18 protein-coding genes and 1 pseudogene are annotated in these 19,416 nt (G+C 73.7%); 9 read left to right on the top strand and 10 right to left on the bottom strand.

Annotated elements, in window-relative coordinates; translation table 11 throughout:
* A pseudogene (locus tag O2W16_RS11830) lies at nucleotides 1-441 on the bottom strand (hypothetical protein); the annotation flags it as partial.
* Nucleotides 442-1,384: 943 nt separating this feature from the next.
* Between O2W16_RS11830 and O2W16_RS11835 the strand changes: the two are divergent.
* Nucleotides 1,385-2,950, top strand: coding sequence for an LCP family protein (locus O2W16_RS11835; RefSeq protein ID WP_269159026.1), 1,566 nt, complete (start codon nucleotides 1,385-1,387; stop codon nucleotides 2,948-2,950).
* Between the two features lie 27 nt (nucleotides 2,951-2,977).
* On the opposite strand, the gene pstB is transcribed toward O2W16_RS11835, so the two are convergent.
* From pstB to O2W16_RS11865, 6 genes are all read right to left on the bottom strand, one after another.
* Entirely contained in the window at nucleotides 2,978-3,757 is a 780-nt protein-coding gene (pstB, locus tag O2W16_RS11840; protein WP_269159027.1) for a phosphate ABC transporter ATP-binding protein PstB, read from the bottom strand.
* 23 nt (nucleotides 3,758-3,780) lie between these two features.
* Entirely contained in the window at nucleotides 3,781-4,869 is a 1,089-nt protein-coding gene (pstA, locus tag O2W16_RS11845) for a phosphate ABC transporter permease PstA (protein WP_269159028.1), read from the bottom strand.
* A complete protein-coding gene (gene pstC, locus O2W16_RS11850; RefSeq protein ID WP_269159029.1) occupies nucleotides 4,869-5,816 on the bottom strand; it encodes a phosphate ABC transporter permease subunit PstC in 948 nt (315 codons plus the stop codon). The genes pstA and pstC overlap by 1 nt, the downstream gene beginning before the upstream one ends.
* Nucleotides 5,817-5,940: 124 nt before the next feature.
* Complete coding sequence (pstS, locus tag O2W16_RS11855; protein ID WP_269159030.1) at nucleotides 5,941-7,056, bottom strand: phosphate ABC transporter substrate-binding protein PstS; 1,116 nt, start codon at nucleotides 7,054-7,056, stop codon at nucleotides 5,941-5,943.
* Nucleotides 7,057-7,296: 240 nt separating this feature from the next.
* Nucleotides 7,297-8,265, bottom strand: coding sequence for a mycothiol synthase (gene mshD / locus O2W16_RS11860; protein WP_269159031.1), 969 nt, complete (start codon nucleotides 8,263-8,265; stop codon nucleotides 7,297-7,299).
* Complete coding sequence (locus O2W16_RS11865; protein WP_269159032.1) at nucleotides 8,249-8,986, bottom strand: winged helix-turn-helix transcriptional regulator; 738 nt, start codon at nucleotides 8,984-8,986, stop codon at nucleotides 8,249-8,251. Before O2W16_RS11865 ends, mshD begins: the two co-directional genes overlap by 17 nt.
* Before the next feature lie 182 nt (nucleotides 8,987-9,168).
* Here O2W16_RS11865 and O2W16_RS11870 point away from each other — a divergent pair, with 182 nt between their 5' ends.
* The 5 genes from O2W16_RS11870 to O2W16_RS11890 all read left to right on the top strand — a co-directional run bounded on the left by O2W16_RS11870 (nucleotide 9,169) and on the right by O2W16_RS11890 (nucleotide 12,487).
* Complete coding sequence (locus O2W16_RS11870) at nucleotides 9,169-9,990, top strand: hypothetical protein (protein WP_269159033.1); 822 nt, start codon at nucleotides 9,169-9,171, stop codon at nucleotides 9,988-9,990.
* A 21-nt stretch (nucleotides 9,991-10,011) separates the two neighbouring features.
* Nucleotides 10,012-10,701, top strand: coding sequence for an LmeA family phospholipid-binding protein (locus tag O2W16_RS11875; protein WP_269159034.1), 690 nt, complete (start codon nucleotides 10,012-10,014; stop codon nucleotides 10,699-10,701).
* Nucleotides 10,702-10,742: 41 nt separating this feature from the next.
* Complete coding sequence (locus O2W16_RS11880; protein WP_269159035.1) at nucleotides 10,743-11,084, top strand: TlpA family protein disulfide reductase; 342 nt, start codon at nucleotides 10,743-10,745, stop codon at nucleotides 11,082-11,084.
* A gap of 275 nt (nucleotides 11,085-11,359) precedes the next feature.
* On the top strand, nucleotides 11,360-12,187 hold the full coding sequence (locus tag O2W16_RS11885) for a sulfurtransferase (RefSeq protein WP_269159036.1): 828 nt from the start codon (nucleotides 11,360-11,362) through the stop codon (nucleotides 12,185-12,187).
* 6 nt (nucleotides 12,188-12,193) lie between these two features.
* Nucleotides 12,194-12,487, top strand: a complete 294-nt coding sequence (locus O2W16_RS11890) for a DUF1416 domain-containing protein (RefSeq protein ID WP_166754827.1) — start codon at nucleotides 12,194-12,196, stop codon at nucleotides 12,485-12,487.
* Nucleotides 12,488-12,650: 163 nt separating this feature from the next.
* Here the strand turns inward: O2W16_RS11890 and O2W16_RS11895 are convergent, their stop codons facing one another.
* The gene (locus O2W16_RS11895; protein ID WP_269159037.1) at nucleotides 12,651-13,340 is read right to left on the bottom strand and encodes a TetR/AcrR family transcriptional regulator; all 690 of its coding nucleotides are present in this window, start codon (nucleotides 13,338-13,340) and stop codon (nucleotides 12,651-12,653) included.
* Between the two features lie 125 nt (nucleotides 13,341-13,465).
* Between O2W16_RS11895 and O2W16_RS11900 the strand changes: the two genes are divergently transcribed.
* The 3 genes from O2W16_RS11900 to O2W16_RS11910 all read left to right on the top strand — a co-directional run bounded on the left by O2W16_RS11900 (nucleotide 13,466) and on the right by O2W16_RS11910 (nucleotide 16,889).
* Nucleotides 13,466-14,449 (top strand): NAD-dependent epimerase/dehydratase family protein, encoded by a 984-nt coding sequence (locus O2W16_RS11900; protein ID WP_269159038.1) that lies wholly within the window; start codon nucleotides 13,466-13,468, stop codon nucleotides 14,447-14,449.
* Nucleotides 14,450-14,613: 164 nt separating this feature from the next.
* Nucleotides 14,614-15,186, top strand: coding sequence for an FABP family protein (locus tag O2W16_RS11905; RefSeq protein ID WP_269159039.1), 573 nt, complete (start codon nucleotides 14,614-14,616; stop codon nucleotides 15,184-15,186).
* 5 nt (nucleotides 15,187-15,191) lie between these two features.
* Nucleotides 15,192-16,889: a DUF885 domain-containing protein gene (locus tag O2W16_RS11910; RefSeq protein ID WP_269159289.1), complete on the top strand. Its 1,698-nt coding sequence runs from the start codon at nucleotides 15,192-15,194 to the stop codon at nucleotides 16,887-16,889.
* Nucleotides 16,890-16,948: 59 nt separating this feature from the next.
* On the opposite strand, the gene O2W16_RS11915 is transcribed toward O2W16_RS11910, so the two are convergent.
* Together O2W16_RS11915 and nhaA are read right to left on the bottom strand one after the other, a co-directional pair.
* On the bottom strand, nucleotides 16,949-17,683 hold the full coding sequence (locus tag O2W16_RS11915) for a hypothetical protein (RefSeq protein WP_269159040.1): 735 nt from the start codon (nucleotides 17,681-17,683) through the stop codon (nucleotides 16,949-16,951).
* A gap of 327 nt (nucleotides 17,684-18,010) precedes the next feature.
* A complete protein-coding gene (nhaA, locus tag O2W16_RS11920; RefSeq protein ID WP_269159041.1) occupies nucleotides 18,011-19,408 on the bottom strand; it encodes a Na+/H+ antiporter NhaA in 1,398 nt (465 codons plus the stop codon).
* Nucleotides 19,409-19,416: the final 8 nt, after the last annotated feature.

Here is a 19,416-nt window from a genome sequence, read left to right on the forward strand (position 1 = left end):
GGCGGCGTCGGCTGCGTCGTTGGTGACGCCGATCCGGGCGACGGCGGCGTCGGCTGCGTCGTTGGTGACGCCGATCCGGGCGACGGCGGCGTCGGCTGCGTCGTTGGTGACGCCGATCCTCGCGACGGCGGCGTCGGCTGCGTCGTTGGTCACCCCGATCCTCGCGACGGCAGCATCGGCTGCGTCGTTGGTCACCCCGATCCTCGCGACGGCCACGTCGGCGTCGGCGCGGATGACGTCGATGCCGGCGATCGCGACCTCGGCCCGGTCGGCGATCCGTTCCATCCGGTCGACGAGCGCACCGACGCGCTTCAGCAGCTGTTCGGCCTCGCCGAGGGCTCCGACCACCCGGGGCAGCAGGGCGAGGGCCTCGGTGACGCCGTCACGGAGGCCCTCGGCGGCGTGCAGCACGTCCGACGGGCCGGGGAAGGGCAACTTCACGGCCAGAGGCTACGGTCCTGCGGGTCAGGCTGCCGGTCGAAAGCCGTGCTCGCTCTGACCGATCCGTTCATCGCCCGCGCGTCCGGCCGGCCGGGTGCTCGACCGCCCGTATCGTGGAACGGTCGCACCGGCGGCGGTCTCCGGCCGCCCGGGGCGCGGGACGACCGGGCAGCGAGCGACTGCGGACAACGACGATGGGATGTCGACGCCGGTGGCGGATCAGCCGACGCGGGACGGGGCCGACGGCGGTCCTCGACGCGACGACCGGTCATCCGGCGCCGTCCCGCCAGCTCCCGGGCACTCCGGGGACGGCCCGGCCGCGCCGCTGACCGTCGCCGAGCTGCTCGCCCGCTCGGGCACCGGGGTCCGCCGGCGCCGGGCAGACCGCCGGGAGGCCGGTGAGGTCACCGGCCGTCAGCAGCCGGTCGACGACGCCGGGACGCCGCTGTGGCAGCCCGCATCGGCCCGGGACGACGATCCCGGGCGCTCGGCCTCTCCCGATGCACCCGATCTCGGGGGTGGCTGGCGGGACCGCCCGCGGCCGGCCGCCGTCCCCTCGCCGCAGGTGCTGCCGACCGGCTGGCAGCCGGCGATGCCCGCACCGGCCTCCGAGCCGGAGCCCGCCACCCCGACCGACGAGCCCGGCGTCCGGGTCGCCCGCCCGCCGGCCGCCCCACCCGGCTCCCGCAGGCACCTGCCGCCGGCCGAGCAGGCCACGCCGACGGCGGGCCGTCGCCCTCCGGTCCCCGCCGCCACGCCGAGCGGACCGGGGTCGCCTCCCCCCGGCGCCCCGCAGAGCTCGAGGCCGTCAGCCAGCGGCAGACCGGCTGCAGCTCCTCCGGCCGCGGCACCGTCCGTGCCCGTGCCCTCGAGTCCGGTCCCGTCTTCGGCGCCCGTGGCCTCCCCGACCCCACCCCCGGCACCGCCGTCATCCCTACGGCCGGTGGGCCCGCCGCTGCCACCGCAGTACTCGGTGCCGGTGCCCGGGGTCCGGCGCAGCCTGCCCGTGCCACCCATCCCCGGCCGGGACGTGCCCGTCGTCCCCGGGGGTGCGACGGTCGCCGACCTGCCCACGCCCCGTCCACCTGCCGGGCCGCTCCGCCGTCGGGTGACCCGGGTCGCGCTCGCGCTGGTGGCGCTGTTCGGCCTGGTGGCCGTCTACTACGTCGGCCTCTACTTCTACGCCGACCAGTCGATCGACCGGGTCGACGCACTGGTCACCGACGGCCCCGAGGTGTTGGCCCCGCAGCTCCAGGAGACGTCGTCGACGTACCTGGTGGTCGGCACCGGCCTGCCCGGGCGCAGTGGGCTGCCTGCCGTGAACACCGTGGTGGCGCACGTCTCCGCCGACGGCGAGCAGGCCGTGCTGGTCAGCGTGCCCCCGACGGCACTGACCGACACCCCCATCTGTCGGACGGCGAACGGTGACCTGCGCCAGCCGCAGACCGAGCCGTTCGCCGCCGCGCTGCTCGACGGCGGGCCGTCCTGCCTGGTCCGGTCGGTGCAGCAGCTGACGGGGCTGCGGGTCGACCACTACGTGTCCGTCGACCTCGCCCGGCTGCCCGGGATGGTCGAGGCGCTCGGCGGGGTCCCGGTCTGCCCGGGGACGGGTGGCCTCCAGCTGGCCGGCGCAGAGGTGACCGGGTACCTGCAGCCCATCGCCACCGGGACCGATTTCACCGGGGCGGCGGCGGCCGAGCGCGAGCAGCGGGTGCTGGTCTCGGCCCTCGACTCCGCCCTGGCGGACAGCACGCTGGCCGACCCGCTCACCCTGACCCGCTTCCTCTCCCGGGCGGGAGACGCGTTCACCGTGGACGCGGAGACGACGCTGGGCGACCTCCGGACCTTCGGGGCCACCGTGGGCGAGCTGTCCGGCAGCGCGATCGAGCGCACCGGGCTCCCGGTCGCCGAGGTGGGCCACGTGCCCAGCGGCAGCGACCAGGCGGTCGTCGTCGTCGACGCCACTGCGACCCGGCAGCTGTTCGACGCGGTGATCGAGACCGGCACGCTGCCCGTCCCGGCCGGGGGTGACGTCGCCGGCGCCGCGCCGACCGGCGCCGCGCCGACCGACCCCGCGCTGACCGATCCTGCGCCCGCCGAGCCGGCACCCGTGGTGGAGCCGGTGCCCGCGGGGACGACCGTCTCCGTGGCGCCGGCCGGTGTGACGGTGGACGTGCTCGACGGCTCCGGAGCCGGGCGAACCGGCGAGGTGGCCGACGGACTGGCCGCCGCGGGGTTCCGGGTCGGCGCCCGGGGCGTCGAACCGGCCACCGTGGACCGCACCGTGGTCCGGTACGGCCCGGCGGCGCTGGAGCCGGCGCGCACGGTGGCGGCCGCCGTGCCCGGGGCCGTGCTGGTGGAGACCCCGCTGGTGGGCTCGGCGGTGCAACTGGTCGTCGGGCCGGACTTCACCGGCCTGGCTCCCGTGGCGATCGGCACCCCCGTGCCGACGACAGCGGCCCCGGACCCCGCTGTCGCGGAGGCCGAGGCCGCATCGTCCTGCAGCTGAGCGGCGGGAGAGCCGCTCAGCGGAGCATCACCCGAACCGGCCGGAGATGTAGTCCTCCGTGGCCTTCTCGTCGGGGTTGCTGAAGATCTTCTCGGTGGGGTTGTACTCGATCAGCCGGCCGGGCTGGCCGACCCCGTTGAGGTTGAAGAACCCGGTGGTCTCGCTGACCCGCGCGGCCTGCTGCATGTTGTGCGTGACGATGACGATGGTGAACTGCTCCTTGAGCTCCATCATCAGGTCCTCCACGGCGAGCGTGGAGATCGGGTCGAGCGCGGAGCACGGCTCGTCCATCAGCAGCACCTCCGGCTGGATGGCGATCGCCCGGGCGATGCAGAGCCGCTGCTGCTGACCACCGGAGAGCCCCGACCCCGGGCGGTTCAGCCGGTCCTTCACCTCGTTCCAGAGGTTCGCGCCTTTGAGGGAGCGCTCGACCAGGTCGTCCATGTCGCTCTTGCTCGTCTTCTTGGCGTTCAGCCGCAGGCCCGCCGCGACGTTGTCGTAGATCGACATCGTCGGGAAGGGGTTCGGCCGCTGGAACACCATGCCGATCTGCCGGCGGACGTCGACCGGGTCGACGTCGGAGCCGTAGAGGTCCTGCCCCTCGATGACGACCTTGCCCTCGACGCGCGCGCCGGGGATCACCTCGTGCATCCGGTTGAGGGCGCGGAGGAACGTCGACTTGCCGCAGCCTGACGGCCCGATGAGAGCGGTGATGCTGCGCGGCTCGATGGACAGGTTGACGCCTTCCACGGCCTTGAAGTTGCCGTAGTAGATGTCCAGGTCCGAGACGTCGATGCGCTTGGCCACGTGGTGTTCCTCCGGGTTCCGGGTCAGCGACTGGTCTTGGGGGCGAAGAGGCGGCTGATCAGGCGGGCGACCACGTTGAGGCCCATGACCAGCATGATGAGGACGAGGGCCGCTGTCCAGGCCCGGTCGATCGCGTCCTGTGGCGGCACGCCCGGCTGGGTGAGCTGGTAGTAGGCGTAGACCGGGAGGGTCGCCATCCGCCCGTCGAACGGGTTGAAGTTCAGGGCGTTGGTGATGCCGACCGTGATCAGCAGCGGCGCGGTCTCGCCGATCACCCGGGCGATGGCCAGGGTGACGCCGGTGGCCAGGCCGGCGATGGCGGTCGGGATGACCACCTTGAGGATCGTGCGCCACTTGGGCACGCCGAGGGCGTAGGCGGCCTCGCGGAGCTCGTTCGGGACCAGCTTGAGCACCTCCTCCGCGGAACGCACGACCACCGGGATCATCAGCACCGACAGCGCCACCGCACCCATGATCCCCAGCCGGACGCCCGGGCCGAAGATGAGCACGAACAGCGCGTAGGCGAAGAGACCGGCGACGATCGAGGGGATGCCGGTCATCACGTCGATGAAGAAGGTGATCGACTTCTTGAGCCGGCCGGTGCCGTACTCGACCAGGTAGATCGCGGTCATCAGACCGATCGGCACCGAGATCAGCGTGGTGAGCAGCGTGATGATCAGCGTGCCCATGAGCGCGTGGTAGGCGCCCCCGCCCGGGCCGATGATGCCCTGCAGGGAGGCGGTGAAGAACTCGGCGTCGAAGCGCGCCGCCCCGCGGCGGACCACCTCGTAGACCAGCGAGACCAGCGGCACCATGGCGATGCCGAAGGCGCTGATCACCAGGCAGGTGACCAGACGGTCGACCGCCTTGCGCGGGCCTTCGGTCACCCGGGACAACACGTAGGTGCCCAGCGTGCCGAGCACCACCGTGTAGATCACGAACAGCACGATGTTCCAGCTGGTGAGCAGCCCGAACCCCAGCGCGAGGACGGCGGCGGCACCGAACACCGCCCACGGCACCCACGGCGCCTGCTTCTCGTGGCCGCCCAGAGCGCCCTGGGACGGCGCGGAGGTCTCCGGTGCAGCGCTGGACTGCTGGGTCGAGGTGCTCATCAGTTCGCTCCGGAGAAGTCGGCTCGGCGGCTGACGACCCACCGGGCGAGCATGTTGACCAGGAGGGTGATCAGGAACAGTGCCAGACCGCTGGCGATCAGGGTGTTGACGGCGAGCCCGGTCGACTCCGGGAACTCCAGCGCGATGTTCGCCGCGATCGTCTGCGGGTTGGCGCTGGTGATGAGCGCCCAGGTGATCCCGGCGGCCGAGCCGGACAGGATGATCGCCACGGCCATCGTCTCGCCGAGGGCGCGCCCCAGGCCGAGCATCGAGCCGCCGATGACACCGGACTTGCCGTAGGGGATGACCGCCATCTTGATCATCTCCCAGCGGGTGGCGCCCAGGGCGAGGGCGGCCTCGGTGTGCAACGTCGGCACCTGGCTGAACACCTCACGGGAGATGGCGCTGACGATCGGCAGGATCATCACCGCGAGCACCAGGCCGATGGTCAGCATGGTGCGGCCGCTCGAGGAGACCGGCCCGACGAAGAACGGGATGAACCCGAGGTTCTCCTCCAGCCAGCGGTAGAACGGCACCAGCCGCGGGGCGAGCCAGAAGATGCCCCAGAAGCCGTAGACGATGCTCGGGATGGCGGCCAGCAGGTCGACCACGTAGCCCAGCCCCGCGGCCAGCTTGCGCGGCGCGTAGAAGGTGATGAACAGCGCGATCGCCACCGCCAGCGGCGTGGCGACCAGCAGAGCGATCGTCGCAGAGAGCAGGGTGCCGAAGATCAGCGGCCAGATGTAGGAGGCCAGGCCACCGTCGCCCGGGATCTCGTCCGCCGGCGCCGTCAGCGCCGGGACCGACTCGCTGATCAGGAAGACGGCCACCCCGGCGAGGATGATCAGGATCAGGATGCCCGCGCCCTTGGCGGTGCCGGCGAAGATGCGGTCACCGGGCCGGCTCTTGGGCTGCTGGGCGGGTGGTGCGCTGGTGGTGGAGGTCACCGATCGCTCCGGGGGGCTCGTACCGCTGGATGCTGGGAGGCGTGCAGTTGATCACGCGCCACGGCGGCCCGGGGTGTCCGGGTGGACACTCCGGGCCGCCGCAGCGCGCTGGTGACCGACTCGATCAGCCGGCAGCCGTGATGGCGTCGATCGCGCCCTGCGCCTGCTCGCGCAGGTTGTCCGAGATCGGCGCGCTGCCCGCGGCCTCGGCCGCGGCCTGCTGGCCCTCCTCGCTGACCGCATAGCTCATGAAGTCCGCGACCAGGTCGGCGGTCTCCTGGTCCTCGTACTCGACGCAGCCGACGTGGTAGCTGATCAGCACGATCGGGTAGTTGCCCGACTCGGTGGTGTCGCGGGCGAGCTCGATGGCGAAGTCGTACTCGCCGCGACCCTCCAGCGTCTCCGAGTTCTCCACGACGGCGGCGGCGGCCTCGGCGGTGGGCTCGACGAACTCCTCGCCGACGCCGATGTTGGCGACACCCAGGTCGCCGGCCTGGCTCAGGTCGGCGTAGCCGATGCTGCCGTTGCCGGCGCTGACCGCGCTGACCACGCCGGAGGTGCCCTGGGCGGCCTCGCCACCGGAGACCGGCCAGTCACCACTGGCCTCGTGCGGCCAGGCGTCGCCCGCTGCGGCGACCAGGTACTCGGTGAAGTTCTCCGTGGTGCCCGACTCGTCGCTCCGGTTGACCGGGGTGATCGGGAGGTCCGGGAGGGTGGCGTCCGGGTTGTCCGCGGCGATCGCCGGGTCGTTCCAGTTGGTGATCTCCTGGTTGAAGATCCCGGCGAGGACCTCGGGGGAGAGGTTCAGCTCGTCGACGCCCTCGAGGTTGTAGACCACGGCGATCGGTGCGATGTAGTTGGCCAGCTCGAAGATGCCCGCCTCGCCGCAGCGCTCCTCGGCCTGCGCGAGCTCCTCCTCGTCGAGCGCGGCGTCCGAGCCGGCGAAGTCGGTGCCGCCGGCCAGGAACTGCTCACGGCCACCGCCGGAGCCGATCGGGTCGTAGTTGACCGTGACGTCGGGCTGGATGCTCGAGTAACCGGCAGTCCAGCCCTGCATGGCCGCCTGCTGGCTGCTGGCGCCGGCGCCGACGAGAGTGCCGCTGAGCTCCTCGCCGCTACCGCCCTCAGCAGCGGTGGCCGGGTCGGTCTCCTCGTTCGAGGCGCCACACGCGGCGAGAGCGAGGGTGGCGGCGAGCGCTGCGGACACGGCTGCGGCGCGCGTCGTGGTGCTGAGCTTCAACTCAGTGGCCTTTCGACTGGTGTGTGCCCGGACGTCGAAGCCCGGCAGGGAAGATCGAACGACCAGGACGCTAAGCAGCGCAGATGGACGGATCCGGGTAGCTCGGTGAACGCCGGGTGAACGTGGACTGAGACCTGGCCCACGAATCGACAGACGGTGTACGTCCAACGGGTGAACCGCTGCGTGGCGAGGTGCCTACGGGTGGTTCAGGGCCCTCGGCGGCGCGGTGCGGCAGGGCGCTCAGGGTGAGGGCGTGCGCCGCCAGGAGACGTCGACGGCGTGCCGGGTGAACCCGCTCCGCTCGTACAGGGCGACGGCGGCGGTGTTCTCCTCCTCGACGTAGAGGAGGACGGCGGACAGGCCGGAGGCGCGCAGGTGTGCCAGCCCGGCGTCGGTCAGTGCGCGGCCCAGCCGCATCCCCTGCGCGTCCGGGTCGATGCCGAGCACGTAGACCTCGCCGATCGGCTCGTCGCCGACGTCGCCGGCCGGGTGCACCTTGGTCCAGTGGAAGCCGAGCAGCCGGGGCCCGTCCGGCTCGTCCCGCCAGGCCAGGAAGAACCCGGCCGGGTCGAACCAGGCCTCCGCCTCGCGCAGGGCGAGGTCGCCGCGGGTCCACCGGCCCTGCTCCGGATGGGAGGCGAAGGCGCGGGCGTTCACCCGCAGCCAGGCGTCCTCGTCGGTGCCCGGCCGGAACGTCGTGACGGACACGCCGGTCGGCAGCTCGAGCTGGGGGTCGGGGTCGACCCCGTCCAGCGGGCGGCGCATCTGCAGCAGCACGCGGGCCCGGTCGTAGCCGCGGCCGCGGGCGAGCTCGGCCGACCCGGGCAGCTCGCCGTGGGCCCACACCCGCAACGGGCGGTCGCCGGCGAGCTCCTCGAGCCGGGTGACCAGGGCGGTGCCCACGCCGCGACGACGGCTGCCCGGGGCCACGACCAGCTCGGCCTCGGCCTCCGGGTCGCCGGGCGGGAGCTCCAGCCGGGCGTAGCCGAGGAGCGTGCCGGCGTCGTCCCGCGCGGTGAGGTCGACGCCACCGACCGGGCCGCCGTGCTGGAGTCGCAGCTCGGACTCCTCGGAGACCGGCCGGACCCCGTCGGCGGCCAGCGCGGCCACGAGCAGGGCCCGGACCTCCTCCACGACCGCAGCGGGGAGCCGTTCGGTGACCTCGACCAGCACCGGGCTCAGCGGACCGCGCTCAGGAGAGCGGGACACCGGTGTCGACGGCCGCCACGTTGGCCGCGGCGGTCGCGTCGGCGACCTGCTGGTCGAGCTTGTAGCCGACGTTGCGGACGGTGCCGATCAGCGCCTCGTGCTCGGTGCCGAGCTTGGCGCGCAGCCGACGGACGTGCACGTCGACGGTGCGGGTGCCACCGAAGTAGTCGTAGCCCCAGATCTCCTGCAGCAGCTGGGCCCGGGAGAAGACCCGGCCCGGGTGCTGGGCGAGGTACTTGAGGAGCTCGAACTCCTTGTAGGTGAGGTCGAGCGGGCGGCCGCGGAGCTTCGCCGAGTAGCTGTGCTCGTCGATCACGAGCTCGCCGGCCTTGGTCACGCCACCCTCCGAGCCGTCGGCCGGGGCGGTGGCGGCCAGCCGGCGGGCGGTGGCCCACTTCAGCCGCGCGTCGACCTCGGCCGGGCCCGCGGTCTCGAGCACGACGTCGTCGACGCCCCAGTCGGCCGACAGGGCGACGAGCCCGCCCTCGGACAGCACCGCGACCAGTGAGGCGGCGACGCCCGTCGAGGCCAGCAGCGAGCACAGGGTCCGCGCGGAGACGAGGTCGTGCCGGGCGTCGACCAGCACGACGTCCCCGGCGTCACCGTCGAGCAGGCTGGACAGCTCGGGAGCCACGACGCGCACCTGGTGGGCCAGCAGCCCGAGCGCAGGGAGGACCTCCGTGGTGGCCTGACGGGCCGAGGTCATGAGCACGAGTCGCATGTCGTCTCCTCACTGGGCGTACCCAGGCCGTCGACCGCGCTGTCGAGGTGAGAGGGCAGGATAGCGGATGTGCGCCACCGTCCGGATGAACTGGTGAGGTACGGCACGACCGGGTCGCGTCCCGGCGACACGACCGCACCGGTACGCCCTGCGGGGCGGGCCTCCTCTGCGAGGATCCCGGGGTGACGCAGGCCGCTCCGGACGCCCAGCTGTCCCCGGTCGCCCACCACCTCCCGGCGGCCGGGATGGTCGTCGTGGTGACCGCGGTGGCCGTGGGGCTGCCCGCCGCGGTCGGCGACACGGGCCGGGTCGTCGCGGTTGCGTTGCTCCAGCTGGGCCTGGTCGTCGGGTGGGTGGTCGCCACCGGCATCCGTGGCTCCCTGGGCTCCCTCGCCCTGGGGGGTGCCGCGGCCGTCGCGGCCGACGCGGCGGTGCTCCTCCCGGCCCGCCCGCAGCTGGACTGGCTGCTGGCGGTCCTCGGCCTGGGGTTCCTGGCCGCCGTCGTCCACCAGATGACCCGCCCGGCACCACGGCGCTACCTCGTCGCGTCGCTGGCCGGGGTCGTCCTGCTGCTGTGCTCGGTGTGTGCGCTGGCGGTGCTGCTGGGGGTGGCCCGGCTCGAAGCCGGGCCGCGGGCGCTGGAGACGGCGGTCCTGGTGGTCGGCGCCGCCCTCCTGGTCGGGCACCTGGTCGACGTCGTGCTGCCCCGCCCCGAGATCGCCCCCGGCGTGCCCCGCGGCCTGCTCGGCGTCGTCCTCGCCGTGCTGGCCGCCACGGGGGTCGCCCTGCTGGACCGGGAGAGCGACGCGCTGATCGACGTCCTCTCGGCGGCCATCTACGGGTCGGCCCTCGGCGGGGCGGCCGCGCTCGCGGCGCTGGGCGCCTCCTACGTCGCCGCCGAACGCGGTGAGCGGAGCTGGGCGCTGCCGGTGGTGCAGGCGGTGCTCCCGCTGGCTGCCGTCACCCCCGTGGCCTACGCCCTCGCTTCGTACGGCACCGGCTGAGCGGCAGGGGAGACTCGAGGCGTGAAGGCACTGCTGATCGTCCTGTTGCTCACGCTCGGCCTCCTGGTCCTGGTCGACCGGGTGGGCGTGGCCGTCGCGGAGGGGCAGGTGGCCGACCAGGTGGCCGAACGCGGTGGGCTGGCCAGTGCACCGGACGTCGACATCACCGGGTTCCCCTTCCTCACCCAGGCGCTGTCCGGCCGCTACGACGAGGTGCGGATCAGCCTGACCGCCGAGCAGCTCGGCGAGCCGGCCGGCACCCGGGCCGACGTGTCGCTGTTCGGCGTGCAGGTGCCCTTGTCCGACGCGGTCTCGGGCTCGGTCCAGGAGATCCCGGTGGAGCAGGTCGACGGGACGGCGACGCTCTCCTACGAGCTGCTCGCCCAGCAGCTCGGCGGCGACACCCGGCTGCAGGTCGACGGCGACCGGTTGCGCATCGACCGCACGGTCGACCTCCTCGGCCTGGAGGTCCCGGTCACCGCCCGGGGGACCGTCTCCCTGGACGGGCAGGACCTGGTGGTCGAGGTCGACGACGCGGCGGCGGCGGGCGTCGACGTCCCCGACTTCGTCCTCGACGGGGCAGCGGACGTGCTCGACTTCCGGTACCCGGTGCCGGAGCTGCCGTTCGGGCTCGAGCTGACCGGGGTCGACCCCCGGGACGACGGCGTCCTGGTGCAGGTGTCGGCGACCGACACCGTGCTGAGCGGCTGATCGGCCGGAATGCCCCGGGAGGTGCACCCGTTGAGCCTCAGGTGACCACGACGATCCCCACGGCCGAGGCGACGGCCGCCCTGGCGGGGCTCGGGGTGCGCCCGGCGGAGGCGGAGCTGACCGCGGTCCAGTTCTCGACGGCCTTCTGCGGGCCCTGCCGGGCCACCCGCGCCCGGCTGCAGCGGTTGCAGGCCACCCGGCCCGGGCTGGCCCACGTGCACGTGGACGCCGAGAGCCACCTGGACGCGGTGCGCGCACTCGACGTCCAGGTCACCCCGACGCTGATCTGGCTGGACGCCGCGGGGGCGGTGGTGGCCCGCAGCACCGGCGCGCCGGGGCCGGCCGAGCTGGCCGCCCTGGTGGACGCGCACCTGGGGGCATGACGGTGATCCGCTACCCTCGCGCCGTGGGCCCCCTGCTGACCTCGCGCCGCACAGTCGACCTGTGCCGCGTCGGCAGCACCCGCTGTCCGGCCTGCTGAGGCCGCACCCCGCGCCGGAGACGCCGTCCCGCGCCGCTCTCCGCACGCCCTGGCCGACCTCCGCCGGATGTGCCGCTCCGGTGGACACCGGCTCCGCGTTCCCGCACGGGACCCGCGCCCGAGCTGCACCGCACGACGTCCGCACCATCCGCCCGAACTGATGGAGGAACCACACTCATGAGCCGTAGCGACGTGCTCGTCACCGCCGACTGGGCCCAGGAGCACCTGGGTGACCCGGGCATCGTCTTCGTCGAGGTCGACGAGGACACCAGCGCCTACGACGGCGGCCACCTCGAAGGTGCCGTCAAGCTGGACTGGAAGACCGACCTGCAGGACCCGCTGCGCCGTGACTTCGTCGGCCGCGAGGCGTTCGAGGCGCTGCTCTCCTCGCGCGGCATCGGCAACGACGACACCGTGGTCCTCTACGGCGGCAACAACAACTGGTTCGCCGCCTACGCCTACTGGTACTTCAAGCTCTACGGGCACCGCGACGTGAAGCTGATCGACGGTGGCCGCAAGAAGTGGGAGCTCGACGGCCGCCCGCTGTCGAAGGACGTCGTGGAGCGCCCGGCCACCACCTACCGCGCCAGCGAGCCCGACCTGTCGATCCGCGCCTTCCGCGACGAGGTCGTGGCTTCGATCGGCAGCAAGAACATCATCGACGTGCGCTCGCCGGACGAGTTCTCCGGCAAGATCCTCGCCCCGGCGCACCTGCCGCAGGAGCAGGCGCAGAAGGGCGGGCACGTCCCCACGGCGATGAACATCCCGTGGAGCAAGGCGGCCAACGAGGACGGCACGTTCAAGAGCGACGAGGAGCTGGCCAAGCTCTACGCCGAGCAGGGCTACGACGAGGCCAAGCCGACGATCGCCTACTGCCGCATCGGTGAGCGCTCCAGCCACACCTGGTTCGTGCTGCGCGAGCTGCTCGGCAAGTCCGACGTCAAGAACTACGACGGCTCCTGGGTCGAGTACGGCTCGCTGGTCGGCGTCCCGATCGAGAAGTGAGCTGACATGTGCGGAGCCCCGAAGCAGGGCGGCAGCCTGGCCGGTGTCGACCTGAGCACCCAGACCGTCATCCAGGGATCGGTGTGGCACGACGGCGCCCCGGTGGCCGGTGCCTACGTCCGGCTGCTGGACGCCACCGACGAGTTCACCGCCGAGGTGGTGACCAGCCCGGAGGGTGAGTTCCGGTTCTTCGCCGCGCCGGGTCGCTGGACGCTGCGGACCCTGGCGCCGGTCGGCCGGGCCGAGCGCCCGGTCGACGCCGAGGTCGGGCTGAACGAGACGACCCTCGCGATCGACTGACGACGGACCCCGTCACGGGTCCACCAGCGCCCGCTCCGGCTCCGGCCGGGGCGGGCGCTGTCGTCTCCGCCACCGGGACGCCCACCAGGCCACCCACCTGGGCCGAAGTGGGCAACGGCGTGGCGCAGGACGACGGCGGGGTGGCTGCCGGTGAAGGGCACGCTCAGGCGTCCCGCAGGCCGACGAGCCCGGCGAGGTCGCGCATCGCGTCGTCGAAGAAGGCGTCCGGGTCGGCGGAGGCGCCGGTGAAGTGGCCGAACAGCTCGAAGCTGATCGTGCCGAAGACGCTGCTCCACGCCAGCAGTGCCCGGGCCCGCACGGCGTCGTCCAGCGCCGGGTGCTCCCCGCCCAGCACCGGCGTGACGTCGGGGCTCAGGGCGCCGGTCGCCCGGCCGGTCGCGGGCGGCAGCAGCCCGGCCCGGGCGGCGTCCCCGAGGACCCGGCCCAGCACGGCGCCGACCCGGATGGCTGCCGGGACGGTGTCCCGGGGGGCTCGGTAGCCGGGTACCGGTGAGCCGTAGAGCAGCGCGTACTCGTGCGGGTGCTCCCGGGCCCAGCGACGCACGGCCCGGCAGACCCCGAGCCACCGGGTCACCGGCGGCGCTGCCGGGTCGTCGGCCCGTTCGGCCGCCTCTCCCAGGGAGTCGTACCCGTCGATGATCAGCCGGGTCAGCAGGTCGTCGCGGCTGGGGAAGTAGCGGTACACGGCGGAGGAGGCCATGCCCAGCTCCCGGGCGACGGCCCGGAGCGAGAGGCCGGCGGCACCTACGGTGGCCAGCTGTTCCTTGGCGAGCGCGGTGATCTCGGCAGTGATCTCGGCGCGGGCCCGCGCCCGGGCGGTGGTGGGCGGCACCGGTGCAGCGTGTCATCCGAGAGCGGTGCACGCAACAGAGATCAATGCTCTTGACAGTGCGGTCGGCAACCAGCAGTCTCGGCACATCCGAGAGCAGTGCTCTCCCTGAGGTCGAGGAGATCGAGATGGCACGTCACGTGGTGGTCGGCAAGGGCCCGGTGGGGTCGGCGACGGCGCAGCTGCTGGCCGAGCAGGGGCACGAGGTGCTCGTGCTCTCCCGCAGCGGTGGTGTCAGCACCGACCGGGTCGAGCACCGGGCGGTCGACGCGTCCGACGCCGAGGCGCTGACCAGCGCCGTCGGCCGGGCCGACGCGATCTACAACGCGGTCAACCCCGCGGACTACACGACCTGGACCCGCGACTGGCCGCCCATGGCGGCGGCGCTGCTGGCCGCGGCCGAGCGCTCCGGCGCCGGGCTGGTGATCATGGGCAACCTCTACGGCTACGGCCGTCCGTCGGGCCCGCTGACGCCACAGAGCCCCTTGGCCGCCACGGACGTGAAGGGGCGGCTGCGCGCGCAGATGTGGACCGACGCGCTCGCCGCGCAGCAGGCCGGCCGGGTACGGGTCACCGAGGCCCGGGCGTCGGACTTCGTCGGCCCCGGCATCCCCGCCGCCCAGTCGCACTTGGTCCGCCAGCTGGACACCCTGCGCCGCGGCCGGCGGGCGTGGGTGATCGGTGACCCCGACGTCCCGCACAGCTGGACCAACGTGCCCGACGCCGCGGCCACCCTGGTCGCGCTCGGCACCGACGACCGGTCCTGGGGGCGGGCGTGGCACGTGCCCAGCCCGGCGCCCCGCTCGCAGCGGCAGGCGCTGAGCGACCTGGCCCGGGCGATGGGCGCACCCCCGGCCCGGGTCAGCGGCACTCCTTGGCCGGTGCTGCGCGCCGCAGGGCTCGCCGTCCCGCTGATGCGGGAGATCGTGGCGATCCGGCACCAGTGGGACCAGGAGTTCATCCTGGACGCGGCCGAGACGACGGCGGTGTTCGGGCTGGCCGCGACGCCGTGGGACGACGTCGTCCGCGCCACCGTGGCGGCGGCCCAGCCGGGAGCGTCCGCCGGCTCGGCGAGCAGCGCCGGGGCCGGGAACGGTCGGCTGGGGCAGTAGCGCGCAGCTGCCCCGCTCCCGGTGCGCGCAGGGCACCCGGATTACGGTGACGCCATGGGTCTGTTCTCCGCCTGGGTGCTCATCACCCTCGTCACGCTGGTCGCGCTGGGCTTCGCCGCCTCGGCGTGGCGGGTCGCCCGCGCCGAGCGTCCGGGGCGCGCCCGATGAGCGCCCCCGTCCCGCCCGGCCTGCCGAACGGGCCGGTCGCCGGCCCGACCGAACTGCCCGTCCCGGACACCGTCGACGTGCGCGAGGGGCCCGAGGTGGCCCACGAGCTGCTGTCGGTGCTGCCGCTGCTCGGTGAGTGGCACGGCGAGGGGCAGGCCGCCGGCGCCGGTGGCGACCACCGCTTCGGGCAGTGGGTCCGGTTCGCCCACGACGGCCGGGACTTCCTCAGCTACGAGTCGCGCACCTGGCGGCTGGCCGACGACGGCCAGGTGGCCGGTCCGGACCAGCGGGAGTCCGGCTTCTGGCGGCCCCGCGGCGAGGACGAGGTCGAGCTGCTGGTCAGCTCCCCGGCCGGCCTGGTCGAGATCTACGTCGGCACGGCCCGGACGACGACCAGCTGGGAGCTGGACAGCGACGTCCTGGCGCGCACCCCCGACCACCCCGACACGAGCCGGGCCAAGCGGCTCTACGGCATCGTCGACGGTGCGCTGCTCTACGCGGTCGACCGCGCGGCGGGCGACCAGCCGCTGCGCCCGACCATGTCCGCCCGCCTGGAGCGGATCCGTTGAGCACCGTGACACCGCCCGCCACCCCGCGCCAGGTCGCCGACCGCTACGTCGACGCGGTCTGCGACCTGGACCCGATCGTCGCCACCCAGCTGGGCACCCGCCCCGGCGACGACCGGCTGCCCGACACCAGCCCCACCGGGCTGGCCGCCGAGGCCGAGCTGATCCGGGCGACGCTCGCCGAGCTGGACCGGGTGCTGGCCGCCGACCCGTCGCTGGACGACGACCCGGTCGAGCGCCGCTGCGCCCGGCTGCTGCGGGAGCGGCTCACCGCGGCACTGGACCTACACGAGGCCGGCGAGGACCTGCGCGCGGTGTCCAACCTCTTCTCCCCGGTGCACGCCATCCGGCAGGTCTTCTCGATGATGCCGACCCGGACGCCGGAGGACTGGGCCGTGCTGGCCCGCCGGCTCGCCCGGGTGCCGGCGGCCTACCGCGGGTACTGCGAGTCGCTGAGCGCCGGGGCCGCACGCGGCCTGTTCGCCGCGCCCCGGCAGGTGCACACCGTGGTCGGGCAGCTCGACGAGTGGCTGGCCGGCCCGTACTTCGCCGGGCTGGTCGCCCCCGGCCCCGACGAGGTGCGTGCCGAGCTGGACGCCGCCGCGGCCGCTGCCGATGCCGCGGTCGCCACCGTCCGCGACTTCCTCCGCGACACCTACGCCCCGCAGGCCGCGGGCACGCCCGACGCGGTCGGCCGCGAGCGGTACGCCCGTTTCGCCCGCTCGTGGAACGGCTCGGACCTCGGCACGGGCACCGGCCTGGAGGAGGCCTACGCCTGGGGCTGGGCCGAGCACCAGCGGATCCTGACCGAGCAGCGCACCGAGGCGGAGAAGGTGCTCCCCGGTGCCACGCCCATGGAGGCGATGCGCTGGCTGACCGAGCACGGCGAGGCCGTGACGGGCGTGGAGCCCGTCCGGCAGCGGCTGCAGGCGATGATGGACTCCGCGATCGAGGCCCTCGACGGGGTGCACTTCGACATCGCCGGCCCGGTGCGCCAGGTGGAGGCGATGATCGCCCCGCCGGGCAGCGCCGCGGCGCCGTACTACACCCGGCCGACCCAGGACTTCTCCCGGCCGGGCCGGACCTGGCTGCCGACGCTGGGCCGGGAGCGCTTCCCGCTCTGGGACCTGGTCTCGACCTGGTACCACGAGGGCGTCCCCGGTCATCACCTGCAGCTGGCCCAGTGGGCGTACGTCTCCGGTGAGCTGTCGTCCTACCAGACCTCGCTGGGGTCGGTCGGGGCCAACGTCGAGGGCTGGGCGCTCTACGCCGAGCGGCTGATGGACGAGCTGGGCTTCCTGACCGACCCGGGCGCGCGGCTGGGCTACCTGGACGCGCAGCAGATGCGCGCCGTCCGGGTGGTGGTCGACATCGGCATGCACCTGGAGCTGCCGATCCCCGACGACGCCGAGGGCGCCGTCGCCGCGCACCGCGGCGAGCAGTGGACGCCGGAACTGGCGCGCGCGTTCTTCGGGGAGAACTGCGGCCGGGACGCCGACTTCCTGGACAGCGAGCTCGTGCGGTACCTCGGCATGCCCGGGCAGGCGATCAGCTACAAGCTGGGGGAGCGGGCCTGGCTGGCCGGCCGGGCAGCGGCCCAGCAGGCGCGGGGCGCCGACTTCGACCTGAAGGCCTGGCACATGGCCGCGCTCTCGCAGGGCAGCCTGGGCCTCGACGACCTGGCCGCCGAACTCGCCCAGCTCTGAGGAAGGGCCCCGTCCTCCTCACCCCTCGCAAGCTCGGGGCGAGCCTCTGGACGGGGCCGTCAGTCGGGGGCGTCGGGTGGGGTGGGGTTGACCCGGTCGGCGTCCCAGGTCGTGCGCTGGCCGAACTCCGCCGGGGCGATCTCCAGGCCGTCGACGGCGAACAGCTCGGCGATGCAGGCGGCGCTGCCGCCGACGTAGGTGCTGACCAGGTCGATGTCGGTCACCACGCACCAGGCGCGGTCGGCCGGCCACCAGAGGTTGGCGCTCTGCTCGAACGGCTCGGCGGCCATGTTCTGCGCGGCCAGCTGGATCGGGCCGTTGATCAGCCAGTACTCGCGGTCGGGCAGGCTCAGCGTGGGGTGGTCGGTGATCACGGCCCCGCCCTGGGCCACGGCGAACCAGCAGACGTCGGGGGTCGTCGTCCAGCGGGAGAGCACCGCGACGAGTCGTTCGGCGACCGGGGCGGGGAGGTGCCCGCGGGCCGGGGCGCCGTGCCACAGCGGGGACTGGTCGTCGTTCTCGAAGTACTCCATCGCGCCGGTGACCGAGCCCCACTGCATCAGCGGGTGCACGGTGGTGCCGTTGGCGGCGGCGACGGAGGCCCAGGGGACCTCGACGTCGTCGTCCCCCACGTAGCGCACGGCCGGGTGGAAGACCCGGGCCACGGCCTCGAACGAGGAGGGGACCAGTGCGGCGACGGTCGCCGGTGCAGCGGCCGAGGCCGACTCGGCGAGCCAGATGCCCGCTGACGTGTCCAGGGCGACGGAGCGGCCGGTGAACTGCAGGACCGACACCTCCCCCGGACAACGGACAACCCCCGGGCTGCTCCGCGGCGCTGTACCCACCGTAGTGGGGAGCGGCACACGGGCCGACTGGACAACGTCGGCAGCCCGGGGGTCGGGTGACTGTCCGGTTCTCGCTCGCCGCCATCGACGGACGGGCGGGAGTGCCGTCGCTCAGGTGCTGTGGGTCTTCCACAGGCTCTGAACGGGCGGCCCATCTGGACGGCGGCTAGCGGACAGCCACCTCACGTGTCCTGTAAGTCATCAACTTCGGGACCACCTCCTCTCTCGTGTGCCACGACGGTACGACGCGGAGAAGAGCTCGGCAACGACCTTTTCTCAGGTGTCGGACGAGGAGCCGGGCTTGCGCCCGGGCGGCGGTGCACCCTCCCAGTCCGGGTCGTGGGTGGCCTTGTCGTCCACGGTGCGGATCTCCCGGCCGTCCTCGGTCTGGTAGACGTCGGGCACGCCGTCCTGGTTGCGGTCCTCGGTCTCGATCGCGGCGATCCGGCGGTAGCGGCGGTCGCGCGACTTCAGCAGGATCGAGGCCAGCAGGGCCGCGGTCAGGGTGCCGACCAGGACGCCGACCTTCACGTGCTCGTCGCGCAGCGAGCCCTCGCCGTAGGCGAGCGCTCCGATGAGCAGGGAGACGGTGAACCCGATGCCGGCGAGCATGGCGAGGCCGATGACGTCGGGCCAGCCCAGCGACTCGTCGAGCTGGGCACGGGTGAACCGGGAGACCAGCCAGGTGGCGCCGGTGATGCCGATCGTCTTGCCGGCCACCAGGCCCACGACGATGCCGATGGCGACCGGGTCCGACAGCGACTCGGCCAGGCCGGACAGGCCCCCGATCGTGACGCCGGCGGCGAAGAAGGCGAACACCGGGACGGCGAACCCCGCGGAGATGGGCCGGATCCGGTGCTCGAAGTGCTCGGCCAGGCCGGGGCCGGCGTCCGGGCCGCCGGCGGCCTGGCTGCGGACGACCGGCACGGTGAAGGCCAGCAGCACCCCGGCGACGGTGGCGTGCACCCCGGACTCGTGCACCAGCACCCAGGTGATGACGGCGAGCGGGATGAGCAGCCACCAGAAGCGGATCCGCTTCTGCACCAGGAACCCGAAGACGGCGAGCGGGACCAGCGAGAGCAGCAGCGGCGTGATCGCCAGCTCGGAGGTGTAGAAGATCGCGATGACCGTGATCGCCAGGAGGTCGTCGACCACGGCCAGGGTCAGCAGGAAGGTGCGCAGCGCGGTGGGCAGGTGCGTGCTGATCACTGCGAGGACGGCGAGCGCGAAGGCGATGTCGGTGGCGGTGGGGATGGCCCAGCCGCGCAGCGCGCCGTCGCCGGTGCCCAGGTTCACCAGCACGAAGAGCACGGCCGGGACCACCATGCCGCCGACCGCCGCGGCGACCGGGAGGGCCGCGCGCCGGGGGTCGCGCAGGTCGCCGGCGACGAACTCGCGCTTGAGCTCGAGCCCGACCACGAAGAAGAAGATCGCCAGCAGCCCGTCGGCCGCCCAGGTGCCGAGGGTGAGGTCCAGGTGCAGGGACTCCGGACCGACCCGGGTGTCGCGGAGCGACTCGTAGGACTCCGCCCAGGGGGAGTTCGCCCAGACCAGGGCGATCACCGTGCCCACCAGCAGCAGGGCCCCGCCGATGGTCTCCTTGCGGAGGATCGCGGCGATGCGCGTGGCCTCCGGGTAGGACCCCCGGCTGAACAGGCGGGTGGGTGTGGTCACGTGGCGGC

This window comes from Modestobacter sp. VKM Ac-2984 (assembly GCF_026967985.1).
Taxonomy (GTDB): Bacteria; Actinomycetota; Actinomycetes; order Mycobacteriales; family Geodermatophilaceae; genus Modestobacter.

Bases quoted from the DNA above. Each gene is read 5' to 3' on its own strand.
- O2W16_RS11890 (WP_166754827.1), top strand. From the start codon at position 12,194: ATGTGCGGAGCCCCGAAGCAGGGCGGCAGCCTGGCCGGTGTCGACCTG.
- O2W16_RS11900 (WP_269159038.1), top strand. From the start codon at position 13,466: ATGGCACGTCACGTGGTGGTCGGCAAGGGCCCGGTGGGGTCGGCGACG.
- O2W16_RS11865 (WP_269159032.1), bottom strand. From the start codon at position 8,986: ATGCGACTCGTGCTCATGACCTCGGCCCGTCAGGCCACCACGGAGGTC.
- O2W16_RS11885 (WP_269159036.1), top strand. From the start codon at position 11,360: ATGAGCCGTAGCGACGTGCTCGTCACCGCCGACTGGGCCCAGGAGCAC.
- pstA (WP_269159028.1), bottom strand. From the start codon at position 4,869: ATGAGCACCTCGACCCAGCAGTCCAGCGCTGCACCGGAGACCTCCGCG.
- O2W16_RS11905 (WP_269159039.1), top strand. From the start codon at position 14,614: ATGAGCGCCCCCGTCCCGCCCGGCCTGCCGAACGGGCCGGTCGCCGGC.